This window comes from Bradyrhizobium sp. SOJA106 (genome assembly GCF_059448745.1).
In genome coordinates this window covers 941,455-967,284 of the sequence record NZ_CM182549.1, presented here as the reverse complement: position 1 = coordinate 967,284, position 25,830 = coordinate 941,455, and the positions used below count along the sequence as shown (strand labels likewise).

Below are 25,830 nucleotides of genomic sequence, written 5' to 3'. Positions count from 1 at the left end.
TCGGGAGCGGTTCGTATCGCCCCGTCGCCCACTGAACGAAGTGGGCGAGACGAGATGACGCAGGCACAGCTCGCGCGGGGAACATCGCCCCTGCTCGCGGTTCGCGACGTCAGCGTCGTGTTCGGCGGCATCGTTGCGCTCAACGGCGTGTCGTTCGACATGCACAAGGGCCAGATCCTCGGCTTGATCGGCCCCAACGGCGCCGGCAAGACCACGCTCTTCAACTGTCTCTCGCGGCTCTATCAGCCCTCGTCCGGCGACATCCTGATGGAAGGCGTCAGCATCCTGTCGCGGCCGCCGCACCGCATCGCCGAGATCGGCATCGGCCGCACCTTCCAGAACGTGGCGCTGTTTCCGAACCTCTCGGTGATGGACAACGTCCGCGTCGGCGCCCATTCGAAGACCTCCAGCGACATCATCAGCGACTCCTTGAGGCTCGCCTGGGTCCGGCGCAGCGAGGGTCACGTCAACAAGAAAGTGCACGAGATCCTCGCTTATCTCGACCTCGAGGACGTCGCCCACACCACCGTCTCGGGCTTGCCGTTCGGCACGCAGAAGCGTGTCGAGCTGGCGCGCGCACTGGCGGCCGATCCGAAGATCCTGCTGCTCGACGAACCCGCCGGCGGCCTCAACCACGAGGAAGTCTATGTGCTCGGCGACCTCATCCGCCGCATCCGCGACGACCGCCACATGACCGTGCTGCTGGTCGAGCACCACATGGGCCTCGTGATGTCGATCGCCGACCACGTCGTCGCGCTCAATTTCGGCAAGAAGCTCGCGGAAGGCACTCCCGCGCAGGTGCAGGCCGACCCCGACGTCATCAAGGCCTATCTCGGGAGCAAGGACCAATGACGACACTGCTCAACGTCAAAGACCTGCGCGCCTATTACGGCCAGGTCCAGGCGCTCCATGGCCTGTCGTTCTCGCTCAACGAGGGCTCGCTGACGACGCTGCTAGGGGCCAACGGCGCCGGCAAGACCACCACGCTGCGCGCGATCTGCAACATGGTGCGCTCCACCGGTGGCATCGAGTTCGACGGCAAGCCGCTGAACAACCGCTCCACCGAGAGCATCGTGCGGTTCGGCATCGCCCACGTGCCGCAGGGCCGCGGCACCTTCACCAACATGACGGTGGAGGAGAACCTCCAGCTCGGGGCCATCACCCGCAAGGACAGCGCCGGCATCGTCTCCGACATCGAGCGCATGTATGCGCATTTCCCGGTGCTGAAGCAGCGCCACACCCAGCAGGCCGGCACGCTCTCCGGCGGCGAGCAGCAGATGCTCGCGGTCGCCCGCGCGCTGATGCTGCGGCCGCGCCTGATGCTGCTCGACGAGCCGTCCTTCGGCCTTGCTCCCCTCGTCGTGCGCGACCTGTTCGGCATCCTCGGCAAGATCAACCGCGAGGACAAGGTGTCGATCCTGGTGGTCGAGCAGAACGCCCAGCTCGCGCTCGAGCTCGCCGACCAGGCCTATGTGATCGAAACCGGACGCATCGTAATGTCGGGCAACGCCAAGGACATCGCGAACAACGAAGAAATCCGCAAATCCTATCTGGGTTACTGAGGGAGCCGGGACAATGGAGCTGTTCACCAACCAAGTCCTGGCTGGGATTGCCACCGGCGCGATCTACGCCTGCATGGCGCTGGCCGTGGTCATGATCTACCAGGCCATCGACCACCTCAACTTCGCGCAAGGCGAGATGGCGATGTTCTCGACCTTCATCTCCTGGCAGCTGATGCAGTGGGGCGTGCCGTACTGGGGAGCGTTCATTATCACGCTCGCGTTCTCCTTCATCGGCGGCATCGCGATCGAGCGGATCCTGTTCAAGCCGCTGGCCAAGGCGCCGGTGCTGACCAACGTCGCCGGCTTCATCGCGCTGTTCGCGATCATCAACTCCTCGGCCGGCCTGATCTGGGACTTCACCATCAAGCAGTACCCGACCCCGTTCGGCTCCTCGCCGTTCCTCGGCAGCCAGCTGATCTCGACCCACCAGGCCGGCATGATCGGCGTCACCGTGCTGCTGCTGCTCGGCCTCTACTTCTTCTTCCAGTACACCAGGATCGGCCTTGCCATGCGCGCGGCCGCCTCGGTGCCTGAATCGGCCCGGCTCGTCGGCATCAACACCAGCTGGATGATCGCGCTCGGCTGGGGCATGGCCTCGGCGATCGGCTCGATCGCCGGCATGCTGATCGCCCCGGTCGTGTTCCTCGAACCCAACATGATGGGCGGGGTCTTGATCTACGGCTTTGCCGCCGCCGTGCTCGGCGGCCTCACCAGCCCGTTCGGCGCCGTTGTCGGCGGCTTCCTGGTCGGCATCTTCGAGAACCTCGCCGGCACCTACATTCCCGGCGTCGGCAACGAGCTGAAACTCCCGATCGCGCTCGCGCTGATCATCTCCGTCCTGGTCGTCAAACCCGCCGGCCTGTTCGGCCGGCACATCGTCAAGCGAGTTTGATCATGAGCGCTGCAGAAGAAGTCGTTGCAGAAGGCCACCAGGCGGTCGAAGCCGTCCCGAAGCGGGCCATGACCTTGGGCACCGGCACCTCGCTGGTGGTGCTCGCCGCGCTGCTGATCGCGCCCGTGTTCGTCAAGAACTTCATCATCTTCCAGATGACGATGCTCCTGATCTACGGGCTCGCGGTGCTGGCGCTGAACATCCTGACCGGCGGCAGCGGCCAGTTCTCGCTGGGACAGAGCGCGTTCTACGCCGTCGGCGCGTACACGACGGCGGTGCTGATGGAGCACTTCAACGTCAATTACGCGCTGACCCTGCCGATCGCCGGCGTGGTCTGTTTCGGCTTCGGCTTCCTGTTCGGCCAGCCGGCGCTGCGGCTAAGCGGCGTCTATCTCGCGCTCGCGACCTTCGCGCTCGCGACCGCGATGCCGCAGCTGCTCAAGCTGAATTTCCTCGAGCACTGGACCGGCGGCGTGCAGGGCCTCGTCGTCACCAAGCCCGATGCGCCGTTCGGCCTGCCGATGTCGCAGGACATGTGGCTGTACTACTTCACGCTCGTCGTCACGATCGCGATCTACATCTTCTCGGTGAACCTCTTACGATCCCGCTCGGGCCGCGCCTTCATGGCGATCCGCGACAACGAGATCGCAGCTTCCGCGATGGGCGTCGACGTCGCGCTGTACAAGACGCTGGCCTTCGGCGTATCCGCCGCCATCACCGGCGTCGCCGGCTCGCTCGGCGCCATCGCGGTGCAGTTCGTCGCGCCCGACAGCTACACCATCACGCTCGCGATCTCGCTGTTCCTCGGCATGGTCGTCGGCGGCGTGGGCTGGCTGCCCGGCTCGATCGTCGGCGCCGCCTTCATCATCTTCGTGCCGAACATCGCGGAGGGCATCTCCAAGGGCCTTTCCGGCGCGGTGTTCGGCGTGCTCCTGTTCCTGGTCATCTACCTCGTGCCGCACGGCGCAAGGCAGGTCGCGATCCTCGGCCAGCAGCTCGCCGGCAAGCTCAGGAAGAACTGAAGACTCGTTCGTTAAACCAAGGAGACCCGAATTGCTTTTTGAAAGAACACTCCGAGCCGCCGCGCTAGTCACGGCAACGGCGGCCTTTACTTTCACCTCCGGCGCGGCACTCGCGCAAAAGAAATACGACACCGGCGCTTCCGATACCGAGATCAAGATCGGCAACATCATGCCGTATAGCGGGCCGGCGTCGGCCTACGGCATCATCGGCAAGACCGAAGAAGCCTATTTCAAGATGATCAACGACAAGGGCGGCATCAACGGCCGCAAGGTCAATTTCGTCACCTATGACGACGCCTATTCACCGCCGAAGGCGGTCGAGCAGGTCCGTAAGCTGGTCGAGAGCGACGAGGTGCTGGCCGTGTTCAACCCGCTCGGCACGCCCTCCAACACCGCGATCCAGAAATACCTCAACGCCAAGAAGATCCCGCAGCTGTTCGTCGCCACCGGCGCCACCAAGTGGAACGATCCGAAGAACTTCCCCTGGACCATGGGCTGGCAGCCCTCCTACCAGAGCGAAGCGCAGATCTACGCGAAGTGGCTGATGAAGGAGAAGCCGAACGCCAAGATCGCGATCCTCTACCAGAACGACGATTTCGGCAAAGACTACCTCAAGGGGACCAAGGACGGCCTCGGCGCCAAGGCCTCGTCCATGATCATCCTGGAAGAGAGCTATGAGGTGTCCGAGCCGTCGATCGACGGCCACATCGTCAAGATCAAGGCCGCCAATCCCGACGTGCTGCTGATCTATGCGACGCCGAAATTCGCCGCGCAGACCATCAAGAAGACCGCCGAGCTCAGCTGGAAGCCGCTCCAGATCCTCACCAACGTGTCGATCTCGGTCGGCAGCGTGATGAAGCCGGCCGGCTTCGAGGCCTCGCAGGACGTGCTGTCGGCGGCCTATGCCAAGGATTCCACGGATCCGCAGTGGAACAACGACCCCGGCATGAAGAAATGGAACGAGTTCGTCGACAAGTACATGCCCGGCGCCGACAAGACCGATACCGGCATGGTCTACGGCTATGGTGCGGCCTCGACGCTGGCCAAGGTCCTGGAGATGTGCGGTGACGATCTCACCCGCGCCAATCTGATGAAGCAGGCGGCGAGCCTGAAGGACTTTGCGCCGGACACCCTGCTGCCCGGCGTCAAGATCAACACCAGCGCCACCGACTTCGCCCCAATCTCGCAGCTCCAGATGCAGCGCTTCAAGGGCGAGAAATGGGAACTCTTCGGCGAGATCATCAGCGGCGACGTCGCCTCCGAGTGACAAGCTGACGCAAAGCGCACTTTTCCGGATCATGCTTTAGTCCGAGACAAAGCCCCCGCGAGCGATCGCGGGGGCTTTTTGTTGACGACGCGTGCCAATCTTGTTCAATGCGCCGATCCGAGCCGGGTAGGAGACCGATGACCGCCGTTCGTTTTCAGGTTGCGTCCCGTTGGGTCGCGCTCGCGTTGTGCACTGCGGTGACTGGCCCGGTGCTGGCGCAAAAGAAATACGACAGCGGCGCCTCCGATACCGAGATCAGAATCGGCAACATCATGCCGTATAGCGGGCCGGCCTCCGCCTATGCCGCGATCGGCAAGACCGAGGAAGCCTATTTCAACAAGGTTAATGCCGAGGGTGGCATCAACGGGCGCAAGATCAAGTTCATCTCCTATGACGACGCCTATTCGCCGCCGAAGACGGTGGAGCAGGCGCGCAAGCTAGTCGAGGGCGACAACGTGCTGCTGATCTTCGGCTCGCTCGGCACCTCCACCAACAGCGCGATCCGCAAATACATGAACGAGAAAAAGGTGCCGCAATTGTTCGTGGCGAGCGGCGCCTCGAAGTGGAACGATCCGCAGCAATATCCGTGGACCATGGGCTGGCAGCCGAGCTACGCCAGCGAGGCGCGCATCTACGCCAAGTACATCATGAAGGAGAAGCCGGACGCGAAGATCGGCGTGCTCTATCAGAACGACGATTTCGGCAAGGACTATCTGAAGGGCTTGAAAGATGGCCTCGGCGCCAAGGCGTCGATGATCGTGATGGAGGATGGCTACGAGACCTCGGAGCCAGCGATCGACGAGCACATCGTGAAGCTGAAGGCCGCGGGCGCCGACGTCTTCATCAGCATCACCACGCCGAAATTTGCAGCCCAAGCGATCAAGAAGGCCGCGGAGATCAACTGGCACCCGGTCCACATCATCTCCAACGTCTCGGCCTCGGTCGGCGGCGTGCTCGAGCCGGCCGGCATCGAGATCTCGCAAGGCGTCCTGTCGGCGACCTACACCAAGGACGGCTCCGACCCGCGATGGAACGCCGATGACGGGATGAAGAAATTCTATAACTTCGTCGCGCAGTACGACCCCAAGGCCAACAAGCTCGACGCCGGCGTGGTGTTCGGCTACGCCGCGGCGCAGACCATGGTGAAGGTGCTTCAGATGTGTGGCGACGACCTCACCCGCGAGAACGTCATGAAGCAGGCGGCGAGCTTGAAGGATTTCGAGCCCGACACGCTGCTGCCGGGCATCAAGATCAACACCGCACCGGACAATTTCGCCCCGATCGAGCAGCTCCAGATGATGCGCTTCAAGGGCCGGAAATGGGAGCTGTTCGGCGATATCATCTCGAGCGAGATGAGCCACTGAGCGTCGCAGCGATGCAATTGACGATAGCTGTTTCTTCACAGAGCAACTCCAACGGTGAGTTGGTCGCGCAAAAAATCTCACACGCCGGAATATTGACCTTCGCCTACGAAGAGATCGCCGCGCCCGCGGCCGGTGCGGGCGTTCTTCTTGCTGATGGCCGCGGATAGGTATTGAATACGCGACGGAGCGACCAGCAACGATCGCTCCCAACAAGAACAATCGACACAATCAACCCATCTAGGGAGAGCAAGATGCCTGCAATGCATGTGCGATTGGGGGCCGTCTCGGCTGCCCTCGTGCTGGCTGCCGCCCTTTCCACGGCAGCGTCTGCGCAGAAGAAATACGACACCGGCGCGTCCGACACCGAAATCAAGATCGGCAACATCATGCCCTATAGCGGTCCGGCGTCCGCCTACGGCGTGATCGGCAAGACCGAAGAGGCCTATTTCCGCAAGATCAACGCAGAAGGCGGCATCAACGGCCGGAAGATCAACTTCATCACTTACGATGACGCCTATTCCCCGCCGAAGACCGTGGAGCAAGCGCGCAAGCTGGTTGAGAGCGACGAGGTGCTGCTGATCTTCAACTCGCTTGGCACGCCGCCGAACTCGGCGATCCAGAAATACATGAACCAGAAGAAGGTACCGCAGTTGTTCGTCGCCACCGGCGCCACGAAGTGGAACGATCCGCAGAACTTCCCGTGGACGATGGGCTGGCAGCCCAACTACCAGAGCGAGACGCAGATCTATGCGAAATACATCCTCAAGGAGATGCCGAATGCCAAGATCGCCGTCCTGTTCCAGAACGACGATTACGGCAAGGACTATCTGAAGGGGCTGAAGGATGGGCTCGGCGCCAAGGCAGCGTCAATGATCGTGATGGAGGAAAGCTATGAGGTTTCGGAGCCCACAATCGACTCGCACATCGTCAAGCTGAAATCGACGGGAGCCGACGTCTTCGTCAACATCACGACGCCGAAATTCGCCGCCCAGGCCATCAAGAAGAACGCGGAGGTAGGCTGGAAGCCTGTGCATTTCCTCAACAACGTGTCGATTTCAATCGGCAGCGTCATGAAGCCGGCAGGAGTCGAGAACGGGCAGGGCATCATTTCGTCCGCGTATCTGAAGGATCCGACGGACCCGCAATGGAAAGACGATGCCGGAATGAAGGCCTGGAACGAGTTTCTCGACAAGTACTACCCAGATGCAAACCGGACAGATAACTCCGTAGTCTATGGCTATACCGTCGCCCAGACGCTGGTCCACGTACTGAAGCAGTGTGGGGACAATCTGACCCGCGAGAATGTTATGAGGCAGGCGGCGGGCATCAAGGATCTTGAACTCGGAATGATGCTGCCAGGCATCAGGGTCAACACGTCGACGACCGATTTCGCGCCTCTGTCGCAGCTGCAATTGATGCGCTTCAAGGGCGAGACCTGGGAACGATTCGGCGACGTCATCAGCGGCGACGTGGGCGGCTGATCTTAACCATTGCTGAAGATGTGACCCAATCGACTAAAGACGCAGCCCCTGCGGCCTTGTCGCGGGGGCTTTTCCTTGAAGCTTTCGGGCAAATCGTATTGAATTACGGCCGCGTCACCAAAAACAAGCAAGACAAGAAAAGGAAGCGCACACACACCAAGAAAATAGGGAGATAGGAATGCCCGCTGTCACCGGCAAACTTGCGGCCGCGTCACTGGCGCTCGCGCTCATTGCGGCCTCGACCTCCACCGCATCGGCCCAGAAGAAATACGATACCGGCGCGACCGACACTGAGATCAAGATCGGCAACATCATGCCCTACAGCGGACCGGCCTCCGCCTACGGCATCATCGGGCGGACCGAGGCCGCCTATTTCAAGAAGGTCAACGACGAGGGCGGCATCAACGGCCGCAAGATCAATTTCATCTCGTACGACGACGCCTATTCGCCGCCGAAGACGGTGGAGCAGGCACGCAAGCTGGTCGAGAGCGACGAGGTGCTGTTCATCTTCAACTCGCTCGGCACGCCGCCGAACTCGGCGATCCAGAAATACATGAACTCGAAGAAGGTGCCGCAACTGTTCGTCGCCACCGGCGCTACCAAGTGGAACGATCCGCAGAACTTCCCGTGGACCATGGGCTGGCAGCCCAACTACCAGAGCGAGACGCAGATCTACGCGAAGTGGCTTTTGAAGAACAAGCCGGACGCCAAGATCGCCGTGCTCTACCAGAATGACGATTACGGCAAGGACTATCTCAAGGGCCTGAAGGACGGGCTCGGGTCAAAAGCCGCCTCGATGATCGTGATGGAGGAGAGCTATGAGACCTCCGAGCCGACCATCGACAACCACATCGTCAAGCTGAAATCGACCGGCGCCGACGTCTTCATGAACATCACGACGCCGAAATTCGCGGCGCAGGCGATCAAGAAGAACGCCGAGATCGGCTGGAAGCCGCTGCACTTTCTCAACAACGTCTCGGCCTCGGTCGGCAGCGTGATGAAGCCCGCCGGTTTCGAAAACGGCCAGGACATCATCTCGGCCGACTATTTGAAGGACGTGTCGGATCCGGAATGGAAGGACGACCCCGGCATGAAGGACTTCCTTGCCTTCATGACCAAATACTTCCCGGAAGGCGACAAGCTCGACAAGGGCACCATCGTCGGCTACGCCGTGGCGCAGACGCTGGTCCAGGTGCTGAAGCAGTGCGGTGACAATCTCACCCGCGAGAACATCATGAAGCAGGCGGCCAGCCTCAAGGACTTCCGCACCGAGGCCCTGCTGCCGGGCATCTATATCAACACCGGCCCGAACGACTTCGCGCCGATCAGCCAGCTCCGTCTCGAAAAGTTCAAGGGCGAGCGCTGGGAGCTGTTCGGCGACGTGATCAGCGCCGACGTTGGGGGCTAAAGCGCGATGAGATTGGGACGAATCGTCATCGTGCTTTAGATCGTTGTTTGAGCATGATCTTTTCGGAAAACCGCTGCGCACTTTTCCGGATCATGCTTTAGCAGCCCGCGACCGAGGCGACAGCAAGCCCCTTGCGAGATGATCGCAAGGGGCTCTTGGTTGCGCGCCGATTATGATCACGCGATTGCACAATCGAATGATGGCAAAGCCTGCTTACGCTTTGGCGCCCGATGCGCTAGGCAGGGGATCGGCGACCTCGCCACCATTGCTCCCGTCCGCTTAGGGTTTTTCGTCATGACCGATCGACGTCCCCTGCTCCGCGCGCTCTACGACGCTGCCGTTGCCGCCGCCCATCCGAGCACGATCCTGGCGCCGCATCTGCGCCCGCTGCCGAAAGGCCGCGTGATCTGCCTTGCTGCCGGCAAGGGCGCCGGCGCGATGGCCGCCGCGGCGGAGCGGCATTATCTCGACACGCTGGGGCTCGCGCCGGAGCGCCTCGTCGGCATCGCCACCACGCGGCACGGCTATGGCGTGCCGACGCGCCGCATCCGCGTGGTCGAGGCCGGCCATCCCGTGCCTGACGAGGCGGGCCTCAAGGGCGCGGCCGACACGCTCGCGCTCGCGGGCGAGGCCGGCCCCGATGACCTGCTGCTGGTGCTGCTCACCGGCGGCGGCTCGGCGAACTGGATCGCGCCGGTGGACGGCATCAGCTTTGCGCAGAAGCAGGCGGTCAACAAGGCGCTCTTGCGCTCGGGCGCACCCATCGGCGAGATGAACACGGTGCGCAAGCATCTCTCGCGGATCAAGGGCGGCAGGCTCGCGCGCGCCGGCAAGAATGCCGCCGAGATCGTCACGCTCGCGATCTCCGACGTGCCGCATGACGAACCTTCAGCGATCGCCTCCGGCCCGACCGTGCCCGATCCGACCAGGCTCGCCGACGCGCGCGCGATTGTGGCGAAATATAGGCTCGCCATCGATGACGCCGTGCGCCGCGCGCTCGACGATCCCGCCAATGAGAGCTGCAAGCCGGGCGATGCCGCCTTCGCGCGCGCAACGTTCGAGCTGATCGCGCGGCCCAAGCAATCGCTCGACGCGGCGGTGAAGCTTGCGAGGGACGCAGGCTACGAGACCATCGATCTCGGCGCCGATCTCGAAGGCGAAGCCCGCGAGGTCGCGGCCAATCACGCAAAACTAGCGCTTGCGGCCCGCGCGCAGGGCAAGCGCGTCGCGATCCTCTCCGGCGGCGAGCTCACGGTCACCGTGCGCGGCCAGGGGCGCGGCGGCCCCAACCAGGAATACGCGCTGGCGCTCGCCGAGCTGCTCAAGGACACGCCGAACATTTCGGCGCTCGCCGGCGACACCGACGGCGCCGACGGCGGCGCCGGCCACCCGACCGATCCCGCCGGCGCGCTGATCGATGCGGCGACGTTCACCAAGATGAAGGCGCTGGGGCTGCAGCCGCAGGCCTATCTCGACAACAACGATGCGACGACGTTCTTCGAGGCGACCGGAGATCTGCTGCAGCCCGGCCCGACGCTGACCAACGTGAACGATATCCGGGTGGTCCTGGTGGATTGAGATTGCGCTCCTTCCACGGTCATTCCGGGGCACGCGCAAGCGTGAACCCGGAATCTCGAGATTCCGGGTTCGATGCTGCGCATCGCCCCGGAATGAGGAAATCACTCAAAACTCGTTCGCGATCTTCGCGAGCATCCCGATCAGCGCCTCGCGGTTGGTCTGGCCGAGCAGATCGTTCAGCCGCGCCTCGTGCTTGGTGGCGACGAGCTTTTTCGCCCGCGTCAGCACGGCCTTGCCCTTGTCGGTCAGGACCAGGATGTGCGAGCGGCGGTCGTTGGTGGAGCGGATCCGCGCGCAGAGGTCGCGGCTCTCCAGATTGTCGAGCATGGCCACGAAATTCGGGCGGAGGATGCCGAGGGTGGAGGCGATCTCGGTCTGGTTACGGCCGGGGTTCTTCTCCACCAGCAGCAGTACCGAGAACTGCGCCGGCGTCAGCTGCAGCGAGGCCATGCAGCGCAAGAAGTTCTCGAACACCTTGAGCTGCGCCCGCTTCAGGACATAGCCCAGCTGCTCGGAGAGCTCGCCGAGCTGGAGGGCCTCGGCCTGCGGTTCGGCCGCATCCTTGCGGCCCTTGGCCGCGTCGGCGGCCTTTTCGGAAGACTTTTCAACGGTTTTGGAAACGGTCATCGCCTCGTGCTCGTAATCCCGCTAAATTCGGGACGGGTCGCTTCCCACCCTTGAGATTATATTTGATAATTGTTATGGACCATATCAAATATCGTCAGCGTTTTTCAATGGCTGTGAGCGGACCGTCCACCGCAATTGCGGAGACCGGCCCGGATTTTTGAGGGGGAGCGTCCGGTCTTGAATACCACCATCATGCTGTTCCTGGTGCAGGACGGCATCACCAATGGCGCAATCTACGCGCTGCTCGGTCTCGCGCTGGTGCTGGTGTTCGCCGTCACCCGCGTCATCCTGATTCCGCAGGGCGAGTTCGTCACCTATGGCGCGCTGACCTATGCCTCCTTGTCTGCCGGCCAGATGCCGGGCACGGCCAAGCTCGCGCTGGCGCTGGGCATCGGCGCCTTCGCGTTCGACCTGTTCGTGGCGCGCAAGGCGCTGCACGGGCGCTTCATTGTGCGTAGCCTCCTCACCAACGTCGTGCTGCCGGCCATCGTGCTGGCGCTGACCGTTTACTTCGCCGCCCAGAAGCCGCCGGTCGCGGTCTGCATCGCGCTGGCACTGGTGATCGTGGCGATGATCGGCGTCTATCTCTACCGCATCGCGTTCCAGCCGCTGGCGCACACCTCCGTGCTGGTGCTGCTGATCGCATCAGTGGGCGTCCATCTCGCGCTGCAGGGCCTCGGCCTGTTGTTCTTCGGCGCCGAAGGCCAGCGCGGACCCGCGGTGCTGTCCGGCGCCTTCACCGCCGGCGCGCTGCGCTTCACCGGTCAGAGCATCACCGTCTATGCCATCACCATCGCCTTCATCGTCGGTCTCTGGCTGTTCTTCGGCCTGACGCTGTACGGCAAGGCGCTGCGCGCGACCGCCGTGAACCGCTTGGGGGCGCGGCTTGCCGGCATCCGCACCACGCTGTCGGGGCAGATCGCCTTCCTGCTGGCCTCCGTGATCGGCGCGCTGTCCGGCATCATGATCGTGCCGATCACGACGCTCTACTACGACTCGGGCTTCCTGATCGGCCTGAAGGGTTTTGTCGCCGCAATCATCGGCGGGCTCGTCAGCTATCCCCTCACCGCCGTCGCGGCGCTGGTCGTCGGCATCGTCGAGGCGTTCTCGTCCTTCTATGCCTCCAACTACAAGGAAGTGATCGTTTTCATGCTGCTGATCCCCGTGCTGCTGCTGCGCTCGCTCGCCGCGCCAGCGGTCGAGGAAGAGAAGGACTGACGCGCATGCAGAGCCGGCTTCCCATTCTCGTCTTTGCACTGATCATGGCGGCGATCCCGTTTGTCCCGGGCATGCCGCCGTTCTGGATCGTGCTGCTCGACAATATCGGCCTTGCCGCCCTGGTCGCGATGGGGCTCGTGCTGCTGACCGGCGTCGGCGGCCTCACCTCGTTCGGTCAGGCCGCCTTCGTCGGCTTCGGCGCCTACACCACGGCGGTGCTGACGACGACCTATGGCCTGTCGCCGTGGCTGACGCTGCCGCTGTCGCTCGTGGTCAGCGGATCGCTGGCGGTGCTGCTCGGGCTGATCACCGTCCGCCTCTCCGGCCACTATCTGCCGCTCGGCACGCTCGCCTGGGGGCTCGGCCTGTTCTACCTCTTCAGCAAGCTCGAGTTTTTGGGCCGCAACGACGGCATCTCGGCGATCCCGCCGCTGTCGGTAGGCGCCTTCAAGATGCTCTCGCCCGGCTCGATCTATTACGCGATCTGGGTCGCCGTGATCGTCTCGGCGCTGCTGACGATGAACCTGCTGGACTCCCGCACCGGCCGCGCCATCCGCGCGCTGCGGCGCGGCCATGTCGCGGCGGAAGCCTTCGGCGTGCACACGCCGCGCGCCAAGCTCCTGGTGTTCATTCATGCCGCGGTGCTCGCCGGCCTTTCGGGATGGCTCTACGCCCATCTCCAGCGCGCGGTGAACCCGACGCCGTTCGGCGCGCAGGCCGGCATCGAATATCTCTTCATCGCAGTGGTCGGCGGCGCCGGCTATGTCTGGGGCGGCGTACTGGGCGCTGCGATCGTCGTGGTGCTGAAGGAGGTGCTGCAAAGCTACCTGCCGCTGCTCCTGCCGGGCTCCGGGCAGGTCGAGACCATCGTGTTCGGCATCATGCTGGTGGCGCTGCTGCAGCTCGCGCCCGGCGGCGTCTGGCCCTGGCTGGTGTCATTCCTGCCCGAACGCGCAGGTGGCAAGAAGCCTGATACCTCGCTGAAGCTGGAGCACCGCCCGCGCTCGTCCGGCGAGTCCAGCATCCTGCTTCAGGTCGAGAAAGCGCGAAAACAGTTCGGCGGCGTGGTTGCGGTCAACAACGTCTCCTTCGACGTCCAGGCCCGCGAGATCGTCGCGCTGATCGGCCCGAACGGCGCCGGCAAGAGCACGACCTTCAACCTGATCACCGGCGTTCTCTCCGCCACCTCGGGCTCGATCTCGGTGCTCGGCAGAAAGGTCGACAAGGCGCCGCCGCAGGAGATCGTCAAGCTCGGCATCAGCAGGACCTTCCAGCATGTGAAGCTGGTGCCTGACATGACCGTGCTGGAGAACGTCGCGATCGGCGCGCATCTGCGCGGCCATTCCGGACCTGTTTCCTCGATGCTGCGGCTCGACCGCGCCGACGAGGCGAAGCTGCTCGCCGAAGCCGCCCGCCAGATCGAGCGCGTCGGACTTGCCGACCAGATGCATCAGCTCGCAGGCAGCCTGTCGCTCGGCCAGCAGCGCATCGTCGAGATCGCGCGTGCGCTCTGCGTCGACCCGATGCTGCTGCTGCTCGACGAGCCGGCCGCAGGCCTTCGTCACATGGAGAAGCAGCGGCTCGCGGCGCTCTTGCGCGAGCTGCGCGACGGCGGCATGAGCGTGCTTCTGGTCGAGCACGACATGGGCTTTGTGATGAACCTCGCTGACCGCATCGTGGTGCTCGATTTCGGCACCAAAATCGCGGAGGGCACGCCCGCGACGATCAAGACCAATCCCGAAGTCATCAAGGCCTATCTCGGAGTGGCGGCATGAGCGCCCTGTTGTCCGTTGCCGACGCGCATGTGTCTTACGGCAAGGTCGAGGCCGTGCGCTCGGTCTCACTCGAGGTCGGGGCCAACCAGATCGTCACCATCGTCGGCGCCAACGGCGCCGGCAAGACCACGCTGCTCTCGGCCATCATGGGCATTTTGCCGCTGAAGGGCCGCGTCGCCTTTGCAGGGCAGGATCTCGCCCGGCTCGACATCGAGGACCGCGTCGCGATGGGGCTTGGCCTCGTGCCGGAGCACCGCGAATTGTTCGTGACCATGAATGTCGAGGACAATCTCGAGCTCGGCGCGTTCCGGATCGAGAAGAGCAGGGCAAAGACCTCGATCGAGCGGATCTACACGCTGTTTCCGCGCCTGAAGGAGCGCCGCAAGCAGCTCGCCGGCACCTTGTCGGGTGGCGAGCAACAGATGCTGGCGATGGGGCGTGCGCTGATGGGCGAACCAAAGCTCCTGATGCTGGACGAGCCGAGCCTCGGGCTTGCCCCAATCATCGTCGCGGACATCTTCCGCATCGTCACCGAGCTGCGCGCTGCCGGCGTGTCGGTGCTGCTGGTCGAGCAGAACGCGCAGGCCGCCTTGAAGATTGCCGACCACGCCTATGTCATGGAGCTCGGCGAGTTCGTGCTCAGCGGCAAGGCCAGCGACATCGCCGCGAACGAGCGGGTGGCGGCGAGCTATCTCGGCTTCCAGCACGAAGGCGCGAGTGTGTTGTAACTTTCTTACCCTCCCCTGGAGGGGTACTCCCGGGGAGGGTAAGCGAGCGGCGGCTTACGTAGTAACCTCCGTCGTCCCCTTCTCCCCCTTCAACGCCGCCACTTCCGCCTCCAGCTCCGCGATCCGCTGGTCCCTCGATGCCAGCGCCTCCGCCACGTCCGGCGCGTCGAACTTCTGCGGGATGTGCTGCGGGCAATTGGTGTCCCAGGCTGCGATCTTGAACAGGATCACCTGCTCCGGCCGGGCCCGATAGCCTTTCGGCATCAGCGCGGCCGTCAACGCCTCGTCGTCCTCGACCACGCGCGCCTCGCCCCAGATCTTCACACGGCGGCGATGGGCATAGTCCATGACGAAGATGCAGGCCTTGGAATTCTCCGAGAGGTTTCCCTGGGTGATGTATTGCCGGTTGCCGGCATAGTCCGCGAAGGCGAGCGTCTGCTTGTCCAGCACCTTGAGAAAGCCCTTCGGACCGCCGCGGTGCTGGATGTAGGGCTGGCCGTCTGCCGCGGCCGTCGCAAAGTAGAAGCTGTTGGCGTCAGCCAGAAACGCCGCGAGGTTTTCGTCGACCTCGGTGCGCCATCCCCGCTGCTCGGCATGGGCATAGCCCTCGCGCGATCCCTTTCGGGTCTGGATCGACTTCACGGCTGGCGAGAAGGCGACGTCGCTGGCATAGGTGCGTAGGGCAGTCATCGGAACATCTCCTGAAATTCCGGCGCATTCTCTGCGTCTTCGGCACCTAACGTGGATCTTCCGGGAGTTAAAACAATCTGTCCACTTGACACTTCATCATTGCGATATATGCAATGATGGTCATGGACCGCCTGGAAGCCATGCACGTCTTCGTCACCGTCGCCGATTTGCGCGGTTTTGCGCCGGCGGCGCGAAAGCTGCGCCTGTCACCTTCGGCGGTGACACGGATGATCGCGGCGCTGGAGGAGCATCTGGGCGCCCGGCTGCTGCAGCGGACCACGCGGCAGGTGCGGATTACCGACGTCGGTACGCGCTATCTGGAGCGCGCGCGCCGCATCCTCGCCGATGTCGAGGAGGCCGACGGCTCGGCGCGGGAGGAGCGCAACCGGCCGAGCGGGCGGCTGGTGGTGTCGGCGCCGGTCGGCTTCGGCCGGCTGCATGTTGGGCCGGTCATGACCGAATATCTGAAACACTATCCCGAGGTCGCTTGCGAGCTCAGGCTGTCTGATAACCTTGTTAATCTTGTCGAGGATGCGGTGGACGCCGCGGTGCGCATCGGCCATCTCGCCGATTCCTCACTGGTTGCGCGCCAGGTCGGCGAGATGCGGCGCATCGTGGTGGCCGCACCGGGCTATCTCAAGCGCCATGGCGAGCCGAAGACGCCGGAGGAGCTGCCCGACCATCAGACCATCCAGTTCGGCCCGTCAGCTAGCTGGCGCTTCGTCCAAGACGGCCGCGAGATCGAGGTGACGCCGTCGCCGCGCTTCACCAGCAACAGCGCCGACGCAGCTCTGCAATATGCCGAAGCCGGCGGCGGCGTGACGCGCGTGCTCGCCTATCAGGCCGCAGACGGCCTGAAGCGCGGGCGGCTGAAAATCCTGCTGGCGAGATACGAGCAGCCCCCGATGCCGATCCACATCGTCTATCCGACCTCGCGCCTGCTCTCGGCCAAGGTGCGCGCGTTCATCGATCTTGTGGCGGAGACGGCGCAGTGGCGGTTTGGGTGAGGACCGTCATTCCGGGGCGGTCCGCAGGACCGAACCCGCAATCTCGAGATTCCGGGTTCTCGCTTCGCGAGCCCCGGAATGACGGCTAGCCCTTCTTCGGCACCACGCGGAACGTCCCGCTCGCCCGCGCGATCACGGCCCCGTCGGCCTTCACCAGGGCTTGCGCGAAGCAGATCGTCTTGCCGGTCTTGATCACATCGCTCTCGATCGAACACCACTGGCCGATCTCGGCGGAGCCGACGAAATCCACCGAGAGCGAGACCGTCACGAACGAGATGGTCCAGTTCGTCGCCTGCGCACAGCTATAGCCCATGGCGTTGTCGGCGAGCGCCGTGATGAGGCCGCCATGGATCAGGCCGCGGCCGTTGGTGTGCGGCTTTGCCAGCCGCAGACCGATGATGACGGCCTTGTCGGTTTTCTTCGCGTATAGCGGCTCCCAGGGTTCGGTGAGCGGGCTCTTGCGGAACAGCGGCTCGAAGCCGTCGGGGATGTCACTGGAGGTCATGACTGTCTCGCGTGGGTATGGCTGCCGCCATTGAACGCGATGTGGATGACAGTTTCACCGCCTACAAAGTTTTAAACGGAATTTGCGCGGGTGTTTGAAATGCGCGGTGCCGTCGCTTCACGAAAACTGTCATCGCCCGCGAAGGCGGGCGATCCAGTATTCCAGAAGCGGTTGTGATCGAACCGAGAAGCCGCGGCGTACTGGATGCCCCGCCTTCGCGGGGCATGACACCCGCCCTAAAACGGCAACCCTACGTAATTCTCCGACAACGACGTCAGGGCGGCTTGGGAATGCGTGACGTAATCGAGCTCGGCGAGCTGGATCCGCGCGCCGATGGTGCCGGTATCCGGGAATTTGTGCAGCATCGACGTCATCCACCAGGAGAAGCGCACCGCCTTCCAGACCCGCGCCAGCGCTTTCGCGGAATAGGCGTCGATGCCGGCGCTCGATTTCTCGTCATAGAACTCGCGCAGCGCGCTCGACAAATAATGCGCATCGCTGGCCGCCAGATTCAGGCCCTTGGCGCCGGTCGGCGGCACGATATGAGCGGCATCGCCGCAGAGGAACAGCTTGCCGAAGCGCATCGGCTCGGCAACGAAGCTGCGTAAGGGAGCGATGCTCTTCTCGATCGACGGGCCGGTGACGAGGCTATCGGCTGCCTCCTGGTCGAGCCGGCTCTTCAATTCGTCCCAGAAGCGGTCGTCCGGCCATTGGTCGACATGGTCCTCAAGCGAGCACTGCACATAATAGCGGCTACGCTTCATCGAGCGCATGGTGCAGAGCGCGAAGCCGCGGGCGTGATTGGAGTAGATCAGCTCGTGGCTGACCGGCGGCGTCTCGGAGAGGATGCCGAGCCAGCCGAACGGGTAGACCCGCTCGAACTCCTCGATCGCCGAGGCCGGCACACTAGCGCGGCTGACGCCATGAAAACCGTCGCAGCCGGCGATGAAATCGCAATCGAGCGTATGGGTGAGGCCGTCCTTGACATAGGTGACACGCGGGTGACTGCCGTCGAAATCATGCGGCTGCACGTCCTTGGCCTCGTAGACCGAGGTGAGACCGGCGGCCTTGCGCGCATTCATCAGGTCGAGCGTGACTTCAGTCTGGCCGTAGATCATGACCGTCTTGCCGGTCGCGCCCTTCATGTCGACGCGGTGACGGCAGCCGGAAAAGGCGAGCTCGATGCCCTCATGCACCAGGCCTTCGGCATGCGCCCGCGCGCCGGCGCCGATCTGGTCGAGCAGCGCCACGGTTCCCTCCTCCAGGAGACCGGCGCGGATACGCCCGAGCACGTAATCGGGGCTCTGCCGCTCCAGAATGACGTTGTCGATGCCGTATTGATGCAGCAGTTGCCCAAGCAACAATCCGGCCGGTCCGGCCCCGATGATTGCGACTTTTGTCCGCAATACTTGCTCCTCCCGATTCTGTAAGCTGCGGCGCAGGCGCGCTTGTGGCGTCGATCCGCAGAGGATAATTATATCATATAATCGTTTGGCAAAAGGGGACTGCTCGTCGCCGCACCGCGACAAACCAATGCAACATCGCTGACGTAGATGGCGCGACAGATGCGCGCCAGTTCCGGCTTGAACCCGCCCGCCAATTAGATAACATGTTAATTAACGAGACCGGGCCAGCGAAGCCCGCCGTCGGAAAGAGGGAGAGACGTGTGATGAGGAAAGCCTGTCTGGCTTTGCTGCTGGCAGCAAGCGTGACGCCTGCGTTCGCGCAGGACAAGACCTTCGACCTGAAGGTTTCGCACTGGGTGCCGGCGTCGCACCCGCTGCAGAAGTCCCTCGAGGACTGGGTCGCCGCGGTGAACAAGGATTCCGGCGGCACCATCACGGGCAAGGTGTTTCCGGCGCAGCAGCTCGGCAAGGCGTTCGACCATTACGACATGGCGCGCGACGGCATCGCCGACGTCACCTATGTCAATCCCGGCTACCAGCCCGGCCGCTTCCCGATCATCGGCGCCGGTGAATTGCCGTTCCTGATCTCCGACGCCAAGGGCGGCTCGATGGGGCTCGACGCTTGGTATCGCAAATATGCCGAGAAGGAGATGAAGGACGTCAAATACTGCCTCGCCTTCGTCCACTCGCCCTCCTCCTTCCACTCCAAGACCAAGAAGATCGTGATGCCGGAGGACGTGAAGGGCCTGAAGATCCGCCCGGCGCACGCCACCATGGCGAACTTCGTCACCTCACTTGGCGGCACCAACGTGCAGTCCTCCGCACCTGAGGTGCGCGACATCATCGAGCGCGGCGTCGCCGATGGCGTCACCTTCCCCTGGGGCTCCCTGGTACTGTTCGGCATCGACAAGGTGACCAAGTACGACATGGAGGCCCCGCTCTACACCACGACCTTCGTGTTTGTGATCAACAAGGACAAGTACAATGCGATGTCCGACAAGCAGAAGGCCGCGATCGACAAGAACTGCTCGATCGAGATGGCGGGCGTGGTGGGCGAGCACTGGGGCAAGTTCGAGGACGCCGGCATCGACAAGGTGAAGGCCGAATCCGATCACGAGGTCTACAAGCTCACGGCGGAACAGACAGCGGCCTGGAAGAAGGCGGCGGAGCCGCTGGTAAAGACCTGGGGCGACGGCGCCAAGAAGGCCGGCGCCGATCCGGATGGGGCCCTTAGCGAGCTGAAGGCCTCGCTGAAGAAGTACAACGCGCTGGCGGAGTGAGGCCGCGGCGCGATCGCTCTTTCCTCCCCCTCTCCCCGCCTGCGGGGAGAGGGTTGGGGTGAGGGGCTGCTTCTACAAAGACAGTGACAGCGCGTTCGCGGAGAGTCCTCCTCACCCGAATTCGAGCTGCGCTCGAATTCGATCTCTCCCCGCAAGCGGGGCGAGGTGAAGTCCGCGGCGAGACCGAGAGCAAACAATGAGCTCACACGACGGCACACCTCCCATGAAGCGCTCCTGGATGGACCGCATCATCGACACGATCGAATGGATCGCGGCCGGCTTCGTCGGCATCGTCGCGCTCGACATCTTCCTGTCGGTGCTCTTACGCAACACGCTGAACTATTCGATCCCCGACAGTTTCGACATCGGCCGCATGCTGCTCGGCATCCTCATCTTCTGGGGCATCGCGGCGACGTCCTATCGCGGCACCCACATCACCGTGGACCTCGTCTGGGGTAATGTCGGGCCGGGCTACCAGCGCTGGATCGACGTGTTCGCAACGCTGGTGCTGCTGTTCGTCGTGACGGTGCAGACCTGGACGCTGTTCGACAAGGTGCGCGGCACCTACAACGACAACGTCCAGACGTTCGACATGCACATGCCGACCTGGCCGTTCTTCGCGATCGCCTGGATCGGCGACGTCTCGGCCGTGCTGCTGATCGCGATCCGCACCTACCGGTTGATCTTCCACCCCGAAGACATGCACGACCCCAAGCTGAAGGCGACGGAGTGATCATGAGCACCGATACCGTCGCCGTTATCGGCTTCGTTTCCCTCTTCGTCCTGATGCTGCTCCGCGTGCCAGTCGGCATGGCCATGGGCCTCGTCGGCGTGTCCGGTTTCGCCTATCTGGTCAACGGAACGGCGGCGCTGAAGCTGGTCGGCCAGACCTCGATGCGCACGGTCACCGACTACACGTTCGGCGTCATCCCGATGTTCCTGCTGATGGGCTCCTTCGTCAGCCATTCCGGCATGAGCCGCGAGCTGTTCCGCGCCGCCAACGGCTTTGTCGGGCACTTGCGCGGCGGGCTCGGCATCGCCACCGTCGGCGCCTGCGGCGGCTTTGCCGCGATCTGCGGCTCTTCCGTTGCGACCGCCGCGACCTTCTCCGCCGTTGCCTATCCCGAGATGCGCCGCTTCGGCTATCCGCAATCCTTCGCAACCGGCGTGATCGCGGCCGGCGGCACGCTGGGCGCGATGCTGCCGCCCTCCACCGTGCTCGCGGTCTACGGCATCATTACCGAGCAGGACATCGGAAAACTCTTCATCGCCGGCATCATTCCGGGCCTCTTGGCGATGACCATGTACATGATCACGATCTTCTTGATCGGTTATTTCCGCCCCGACTTCCTGCCCAAGGGCAAGATGCTGCCGTGGCGTGAGCGCTTTGCCGGACTGAAGGACATCTGGGCGCCGGTGCTGCTGTTCGTGTTCGTGATCGGCGGCCTCTACGGCCTGCCCTTCCTGCCGCGCTTCACGCCGACGGAAGCCGGCGGCGTCGGCGCCGCCGGCGCCTTCATCATCGGCGTCGTGACCGGACGGCTCGACCGCGAGAAGATCCTGGCCTCGCTGCTTCAGGCAACGCGCACCGCGGCCGCAGTGTTCACCGTGCTGATCGGCGCGCTGATCTTCGGCTATTTCCTCACGGTGACTCAGACGCCGCAGAAGGTGACGGAGTTCCTGACCGGGCTCGGCCTCGGCCCCTACGGCGTGCTGGCGCTGATCATGGTGATGTATCTCGTGCTCGGCTGCCTGATGGACGCCATGGCAATGATCATCCTGACCGTGCCGATCATCTTCCCCGTGATCACGCATCTGGGTTTTGATCCGATCTGGTTCGGCGTCATCATCGTGATGACCGTCGAGCTCGGCCTGATCCATCCGCCTGTCGGCATGAACGTCTTCGTCATCAAGAGCGTGGTGAAGGACGTCTCGTTCTCCACCATCTTCAAGGGCGTGATCCCATTCGTTGCGACGGACCTGGTGCGATTGCTGATCCTGATCGCGTTTCCGCTGCTGGCAACGTGGCTGCCGACGCGGATGATGGCGCATTGACGAGGTGAAGCGATGACCACGCCGACACTCGGGACCAAATACGTCTTCACCATCACCGCCCGCATCGGCGACGTCGTCACCGCCGGCGAGACCGGGATCGGCGTTCGCCGCATCATTCCGATCATCGGCGGCGAAGTGACGGGTGCGATCACCGGCAAGGTCCTCCCATTCGGCGCCGACTTCCAGACCATCCGCCCCAACGAGCTGATCGATCTCGAAGCCAAATACGCCTTCGAGACCGACGACGGTGCGATCGTCTATGTCGAGAACAAGGGCTTGCGCTTCGGCCCGGTCGAGCTGCTGCAAAAGCTCAAGCGTGGCGAGCCGGTCGATCCGAAGCTGATCTATTTCCGCACCGTGCCGCGGTTCGAGACGGGACACGAGAACTACCGCTGGCTGATGGAGCACATTTTTGTTGGCTCAGCGGCGCGGCATGCGGACCGGGTGGTGATCGATGTGCACCAGGTGATGTGACCTGTTCGTTGACAGATGCGCGCCAATGTGTATAAATACACATCATGAATAGCCGGGACGTTATCTCTGCGCTTCAGAGGGACGGCTGGCTCCAGGTGGCTCAAAAGGCAGCCACGTCCAACTCAAGCACCCGACGAAACCAGGTCGCGTCACCATCCCGCACCCGAAACGGGACATCCCTCTCGGAACGTTGAAGAGCATCGAGCGGCAGTCCGGCCTGAAGCTGAGGTGAGCGCTATGCGTCATTACATCGGCCTCATCCATAAGGATGCCAACAGCGATTTCGGCGTGTCGTTTCCCGATCTGCCGGGCCTTGTCACCGCAGGGAGCACACTCGACGAAGCGCGCGACATGGCGGAGGAAGCGCTGGCGCTTCATCTCGAAGGCATGGCTGAAGACGGAGAAGCCATTCCCGCGCCATCGTCGCTCGAGGAAATCATGTCGGATCCAGAGAACCGCGCGGGCGTTGCCATTCTGGTGTCGGTGAAGGACGAGCAGCCAAAGATCGTCCGCGTCAATGTCACCTTGCCCGGCGATGTGCTGGAGCAAATCGACAAATACGCCGAGGCCCACGGCTACACGCGATCGGGCCTGCTTGCGCAAGCCGCCAAGAAGCTAATCACCGACGTCGCCTGAGGCCTCTGCACCTTGCGCGGTTCGGCGCCCGATGCCCAGCGGCGTCTGCGTTCGAAAGGCGGTTCTTCCGCGCAACCACGAGGCCGCCCCACCTTGACTCCCCCAAATTTCGTTATACAACATAACTATTCTGACAAGGACGCAAATGACACAGGGAAACGCCGAAACCGCGGATGCGGGCGCCTCCGGACTGCTCCGGATCGAGAGGACGGACCGGGTTCTGACCGTCGGCCTGAACCGGCCGGCCAAGCGCAATGCGCTCAATGACGGCATCATCCTGGAAATCGGCGAATGTTTCGCGTCACTGCCCGAGAACATCGGCGCGGTCGTGATCCACGGCATCGGCGACCATTTCTCCAGTGGGCTCGACCTCTCCGAGCTGACCGAGCATGACGCCACCGGCGGGCTCTTGCATTCGCAGATGTGGCACCGGGTGTTCGACCGCATCCAGTACAGCCGCGTGCCCGTGATCGCAGCGCTGAGGGGCGCGGTGATCGGCGGCGGGCTGGAGCTCGCCTGCGCCGCGCATATCCGCGTCGCCGAGCCCTCGACCTATTTCGCGCTGCCGGAGGGGCAGCGCGGCATCTTCGTCGGCGGCGGCGGCTCGGTGCGGCTGCCCCGCCTGATCGGCGTTGCCCGGATGATGGACATGATGCTCACGGGGCGCGTCTACAGCGCGACCGAAGGCGCCTCCTACGGTTTCGCGCAATATCTGACCGAGGCCGGCAACGGTCTCGGCAAGGCGCTGGAACTCGCGACCAAGATCGCCTCCAACGCGCCGCTGACGAACTTCGCCGTGCTCCAGGCGCTGCCGATGATCGCGGAGGCCAACCCTCAAACGGGCCTCTTGATGGAGTCGCTCATGGCGACCGTCGCGCAGAGCGACAAGGAGGCAAAACGCAGGATCCGCGAATTCCTCGAGCACAAGACCGCCAAGGTAAAGCCGAAGCCATGAGCGCGCAGCCGTCCTCTTCGTCCAGCATGGAGCGCGGCGCGAGCACTTCCCCGCTGCGGCCCATTTCGTTCGGCGATCCCGTCGTCAACATCGAGCGGCGCGACGACGGCACGATCTATCTCAGGCCAAAGCAGCCGCTCGGCGACTATCCCGTCCGCATCACCGACCGCCTGCATCATTGGGCGACCGCGACGCCGGACCGCGTCTTCATGGCCGAGCGCGAAGGCGGCCGCTCCTGGCGCAAGATCACCTATGCCGAGCTGCTCACCGCGAGCCGGCATATCGGCTCCGCACTGATCCAGCGCGGCTTGTCGGCGGAGCGACCGGTCGTGATCCTCTCGGGCAATTCCATCGACCACGCCCTGCTCGCCTTCGGCGCGTTCTATGCCGGCGTTCCGTTCTGCCCGGTGTCGCCGGCCTATTCGCTGGTGTCGAAGGATTACGGCAAGCTCTCTTACCTGATGAAGCTGCTGACGCCCGGCCTCGTCTTCGCCGACGATGCCAGCAAGTTCGCCGACGCGCTCACGGCCAATGTCTCGCTCGGCACCGAGATCGCGGCGTCCTGGGGTACCGTGCCGGGCCGCGACGTCACCCTGCTCGCCGATCTCATGGCGACGCCCATCCGCGACGATCTCGACGCGGTTCACGGCAGGATCGGCCCTGATACGATCGCAAAGTTCTTGCTGACCTCGGGCTCAACGGGCAATCCCAAGGCCGTCATCAATACCCAGCGCATGATCTGCGCCAATCAGGTGATGCTGCGCGAGACGCTCGCTTTCCTCAAGGACGAGCCGCCCGTCATCGTCGACTGGCTGCCCTGGAATCACACCTTTGGCGGCAACCACAATATCGGGCTGACGCTCTACAATGGCGGCTCGATGTATCTCGACGCCGGCAAGCCGGTGCCCGGCGGCATCGAGGAGACCGTGCGCAATCTCCAGGAGATTTCGCCGACGGTCTATTTCAACGTGCCCAAGGGCTATGAATCGCTGCTGCCGTATCTGCGCGACGACCAGGGCCTGCGCGCAAAGTTCTTCGACCGTTTGCATGCGATGTTCTTCTCCGGCGCGGCGCTGTCGCCGTTCATCTGGAACAGCCTCGACGAGCTCGCGGTCAAAGAGAAGGGCTATCGCGTGCCGATGCTGACCGGCCTTGGCGCGACCGAGACCGCACCGTTCTTCATGTCGGTCAATCCGCGCACCAGCCGCTCGGGCCATGTCGGTCTGCCGGTCTCCGGCAACGACGCAAAGCTGGTGCCGAATAACGGCAAGCTGGAGGTGCGCGCGAAGGGTCCGAACGTGATGCCCGGCTACTGGCGCCAGCCCGACATCACCGCAAAATCCTTCGACGAGGAAGGGTTTTACAAGATGGGCGATGCGCTCAAGCCCGCCGATCCCAACGATCTCAACGCCGGCTTCGATTTCGACGGCCGCGTCAGCGAGGATTTCAAGCTCGCGAGCGGCACCTGGGTGAGCGTCGGCCCGTTGCGCGCCCGCCTCACCGCGGCCTGCGCGCCGCTGGTGCGCGACGTCGTCATCGCCGGCATCAACCGGGACGAGATCTCCGCGCTGGTCGTGCTCGATCTCGACGGCTGCCGCCTGATCAATCCGACGCTGCCGGCCGACGATCTCGTCGTCGCGACACGCGACCGGCTGGTTCGCGAGGCCTTTCGCGAGCGCCTGACCCGTTTCCTCAGCGAGGCCACGGGATCCTCGACCCGGATCACGCGCGCGATCCTGATGGATACGCCGCTGTCGATCGACAAGGGCGAGGTCACCGACAAGGGCTCGATCAACCAGCGCGCGGTGCTGGAGCATCGCGCGGCTCTGATCGACGAGCTCTACGCTGCCAATCCGTCGGACCGTGTGATATCGGTCGCCTAGGAAAGTATCGCCACAGG

24 protein-coding genes and 1 pseudogene are annotated in these 25,830 nt (G+C 63.6%); 21 read left to right on the top strand and 4 right to left on the bottom strand.

Translation table 11 applies throughout. The features are described 5' to 3' along the window. The first annotated feature begins 54 nt into the window (after nt 1-54). The 9 genes from AC5V87_RS04525 (at nt 55) to AC5V87_RS04485 (ending at nt 10,574) form a co-directional block, all read left to right on the top strand. Nucleotides 55-852: an ABC transporter ATP-binding protein gene (locus tag AC5V87_RS04525; protein ID WP_495370133.1), complete on the top strand. Its 798-nt coding sequence runs from the start codon at nt 55-57 to the stop codon at nt 850-852. After that, nucleotides 849-1,562: an ABC transporter ATP-binding protein gene (locus AC5V87_RS04520; RefSeq protein WP_097660017.1), complete on the top strand. Its 714-nt coding sequence runs from the start codon at nt 849-851 to the stop codon at nt 1,560-1,562. The genes AC5V87_RS04525 and AC5V87_RS04520 overlap by 4 nt, the downstream gene beginning before the upstream one ends. 13 nt (nt 1,563-1,575) lie before the next feature. After that, complete coding sequence (locus AC5V87_RS04515; protein ID WP_456841158.1) at nt 1,576-2,454, top strand: branched-chain amino acid ABC transporter permease; 879 nt, start codon at nt 1,576-1,578, stop codon at nt 2,452-2,454. Between the two features lie 2 nt (nt 2,455-2,456). Further along, complete coding sequence (locus tag AC5V87_RS04510; protein WP_456841159.1) at nt 2,457-3,476, top strand: branched-chain amino acid ABC transporter permease; 1,020 nt, start codon at nt 2,457-2,459, stop codon at nt 3,474-3,476. A gap of 31 nt (nt 3,477-3,507) precedes the next feature. Continuing rightward, nucleotides 3,508-4,743 carry an ABC transporter substrate-binding protein gene (locus AC5V87_RS04505; protein WP_495370132.1) on the top strand — a complete coding sequence of 412 codons (1,236 nt, stop codon included), beginning with the start codon at nt 3,508-3,510 and terminating at the stop codon, nt 4,741-4,743. Between the two features lie 137 nt (nt 4,744-4,880). After that, nucleotides 4,881-6,107, top strand: a complete 1,227-nt coding sequence (locus tag AC5V87_RS04500) for an ABC transporter substrate-binding protein (protein ID WP_495370131.1) — start codon at nt 4,881-4,883, stop codon at nt 6,105-6,107. 251 nt (nt 6,108-6,358) lie between these two features. Continuing rightward, on the top strand, nt 6,359-7,588 hold the full coding sequence (locus AC5V87_RS04495; RefSeq protein ID WP_495370130.1) for an ABC transporter substrate-binding protein: 1,230 nt from the start codon (nt 6,359-6,361) through the stop codon (nt 7,586-7,588). A gap of 178 nt (nt 7,589-7,766) precedes the next feature. Further along, nucleotides 7,767-8,996: an ABC transporter substrate-binding protein gene (locus AC5V87_RS04490; protein ID WP_495370129.1), complete on the top strand. Its 1,230-nt coding sequence runs from the start codon at nt 7,767-7,769 to the stop codon at nt 8,994-8,996. Between the two features lie 294 nt (nt 8,997-9,290). After that, entirely contained in the window at nt 9,291-10,574 is a 1,284-nt protein-coding gene (locus AC5V87_RS04485) for a glycerate kinase type-2 family protein (protein ID WP_495370128.1), read from the top strand. Nucleotides 10,575-10,679: 105 nt separating this feature from the next. Here AC5V87_RS04485 and AC5V87_RS04480 read toward each other — a convergent pair whose 3' ends face one another. Further along, nucleotides 10,680-11,201, bottom strand: coding sequence for a MarR family winged helix-turn-helix transcriptional regulator (locus tag AC5V87_RS04480; protein ID WP_456841166.1), 522 nt, complete (start codon nt 11,199-11,201; stop codon nt 10,680-10,682). A 177-nt stretch (nt 11,202-11,378) separates the two neighbouring features. On the opposite strand from AC5V87_RS04480, the gene AC5V87_RS04475 reads away from it, so the two are divergent. Genes AC5V87_RS04475 through AC5V87_RS04465 form a run of 3 tightly spaced genes read left to right on the top strand, consistent with a single transcriptional unit; the run spans nt 11,379 to nt 14,922 of the window. Continuing rightward, on the top strand, nt 11,379-12,419 hold the full coding sequence (locus tag AC5V87_RS04475) for a branched-chain amino acid ABC transporter permease (RefSeq protein WP_495370127.1): 1,041 nt from the start codon (nt 11,379-11,381) through the stop codon (nt 12,417-12,419). A gap of 5 nt (nt 12,420-12,424) precedes the next feature. Beyond that, on the top strand, nt 12,425-14,194 hold the full coding sequence (locus AC5V87_RS04470; RefSeq protein WP_456841168.1) for a branched-chain amino acid ABC transporter ATP-binding protein/permease: 1,770 nt from the start codon (nt 12,425-12,427) through the stop codon (nt 14,192-14,194). After that, nucleotides 14,191-14,922 (top strand): ABC transporter ATP-binding protein, encoded by a 732-nt coding sequence (locus tag AC5V87_RS04465; protein WP_495370126.1) that lies wholly within the window; start codon nt 14,191-14,193, stop codon nt 14,920-14,922. Before AC5V87_RS04470 ends, AC5V87_RS04465 begins: the two co-directional genes overlap by 4 nt. Before the next feature lie 54 nt (nt 14,923-14,976). Here the strand turns inward: AC5V87_RS04465 and AC5V87_RS04460 are convergent, their stop codons facing one another. Beyond that, the gene (locus tag AC5V87_RS04460; RefSeq protein WP_495370125.1) at nt 14,977-15,612 is read right to left on the bottom strand and encodes a pyridoxamine 5'-phosphate oxidase family protein; all 636 of its coding nucleotides are present in this window, start codon (nt 15,610-15,612) and stop codon (nt 14,977-14,979) included. Between the two features lie 122 nt (nt 15,613-15,734). On the opposite strand from AC5V87_RS04460, the gene AC5V87_RS04455 reads away from it, so the two are divergent. After that, the gene (locus AC5V87_RS04455) at nt 15,735-16,619 is read left to right on the top strand and encodes a LysR family transcriptional regulator (RefSeq protein WP_495372033.1); all 885 of its coding nucleotides are present in this window, start codon (nt 15,735-15,737) and stop codon (nt 16,617-16,619) included. Nucleotides 16,620-16,704: 85 nt separating this feature from the next. On the opposite strand, the gene AC5V87_RS04450 is transcribed toward AC5V87_RS04455, so the two are convergent. Continuing rightward, nucleotides 16,705-17,124, bottom strand: coding sequence for a PaaI family thioesterase (locus AC5V87_RS04450; RefSeq protein WP_456841171.1), 420 nt, complete (start codon nt 17,122-17,124; stop codon nt 16,705-16,707). Between the two features lie 236 nt (nt 17,125-17,360). Beyond that, entirely contained in the window at nt 17,361-18,530 is a 1,170-nt protein-coding gene (gene pobA / locus AC5V87_RS04445; protein ID WP_495370124.1) for a 4-hydroxybenzoate 3-monooxygenase, read from the bottom strand. Nucleotides 18,531-18,793: 263 nt separating this feature from the next. Here pobA and AC5V87_RS04440 point away from each other — a divergent pair, with 263 nt between their 5' ends. The 8 genes and pseudogenes from AC5V87_RS04440 to AC5V87_RS04405 all read left to right on the top strand — a co-directional run bounded on the left by AC5V87_RS04440 (nt 18,794) and on the right by AC5V87_RS04405 (nt 25,813). Then, the gene (locus AC5V87_RS04440; protein ID WP_456841173.1) at nt 18,794-19,810 is read left to right on the top strand and encodes a TRAP transporter substrate-binding protein; all 1,017 of its coding nucleotides are present in this window, start codon (nt 18,794-18,796) and stop codon (nt 19,808-19,810) included. Nucleotides 19,811-20,033: 223 nt separating this feature from the next. Next, nucleotides 20,034-20,543: a TRAP transporter small permease gene (locus AC5V87_RS04435; protein ID WP_495372032.1), complete on the top strand. Its 510-nt coding sequence runs from the start codon at nt 20,034-20,036 to the stop codon at nt 20,541-20,543. 2 nt (nt 20,544-20,545) lie between these two features. After that, the gene (locus tag AC5V87_RS04430) at nt 20,546-21,865 is read left to right on the top strand and encodes a TRAP transporter large permease (RefSeq protein WP_495370123.1); all 1,320 of its coding nucleotides are present in this window, start codon (nt 20,546-20,548) and stop codon (nt 21,863-21,865) included. 12 nt (nt 21,866-21,877) lie between these two features. Further along, on the top strand, nt 21,878-22,339 hold the full coding sequence (locus AC5V87_RS04425) for a DUF3237 domain-containing protein (RefSeq protein ID WP_456841175.1): 462 nt from the start codon (nt 21,878-21,880) through the stop codon (nt 22,337-22,339). Nucleotides 22,340-22,383: 44 nt separating this feature from the next. Next, nucleotides 22,384-22,571, top strand: a pseudogene (locus tag AC5V87_RS04420) (type II toxin-antitoxin system HicA family toxin). Between the two features lie 5 nt (nt 22,572-22,576). Further along, on the top strand, nt 22,577-22,975 hold the full coding sequence (locus AC5V87_RS04415) for a type II toxin-antitoxin system HicB family antitoxin (protein WP_456841176.1): 399 nt from the start codon (nt 22,577-22,579) through the stop codon (nt 22,973-22,975). A gap of 145 nt (nt 22,976-23,120) precedes the next feature. Further along, nucleotides 23,121-23,930: a crotonase/enoyl-CoA hydratase family protein gene (locus AC5V87_RS04410; RefSeq protein ID WP_456841177.1), complete on the top strand. Its 810-nt coding sequence runs from the start codon at nt 23,121-23,123 to the stop codon at nt 23,928-23,930. Continuing rightward, complete coding sequence (locus AC5V87_RS04405) at nt 23,927-25,813, top strand: feruloyl-CoA synthase (RefSeq protein WP_495370122.1); 1,887 nt, start codon at nt 23,927-23,929, stop codon at nt 25,811-25,813. The genes AC5V87_RS04410 and AC5V87_RS04405 overlap by 4 nt, the downstream gene beginning before the upstream one ends. Nucleotides 25,814-25,830 lie beyond the last annotated feature (17 nt).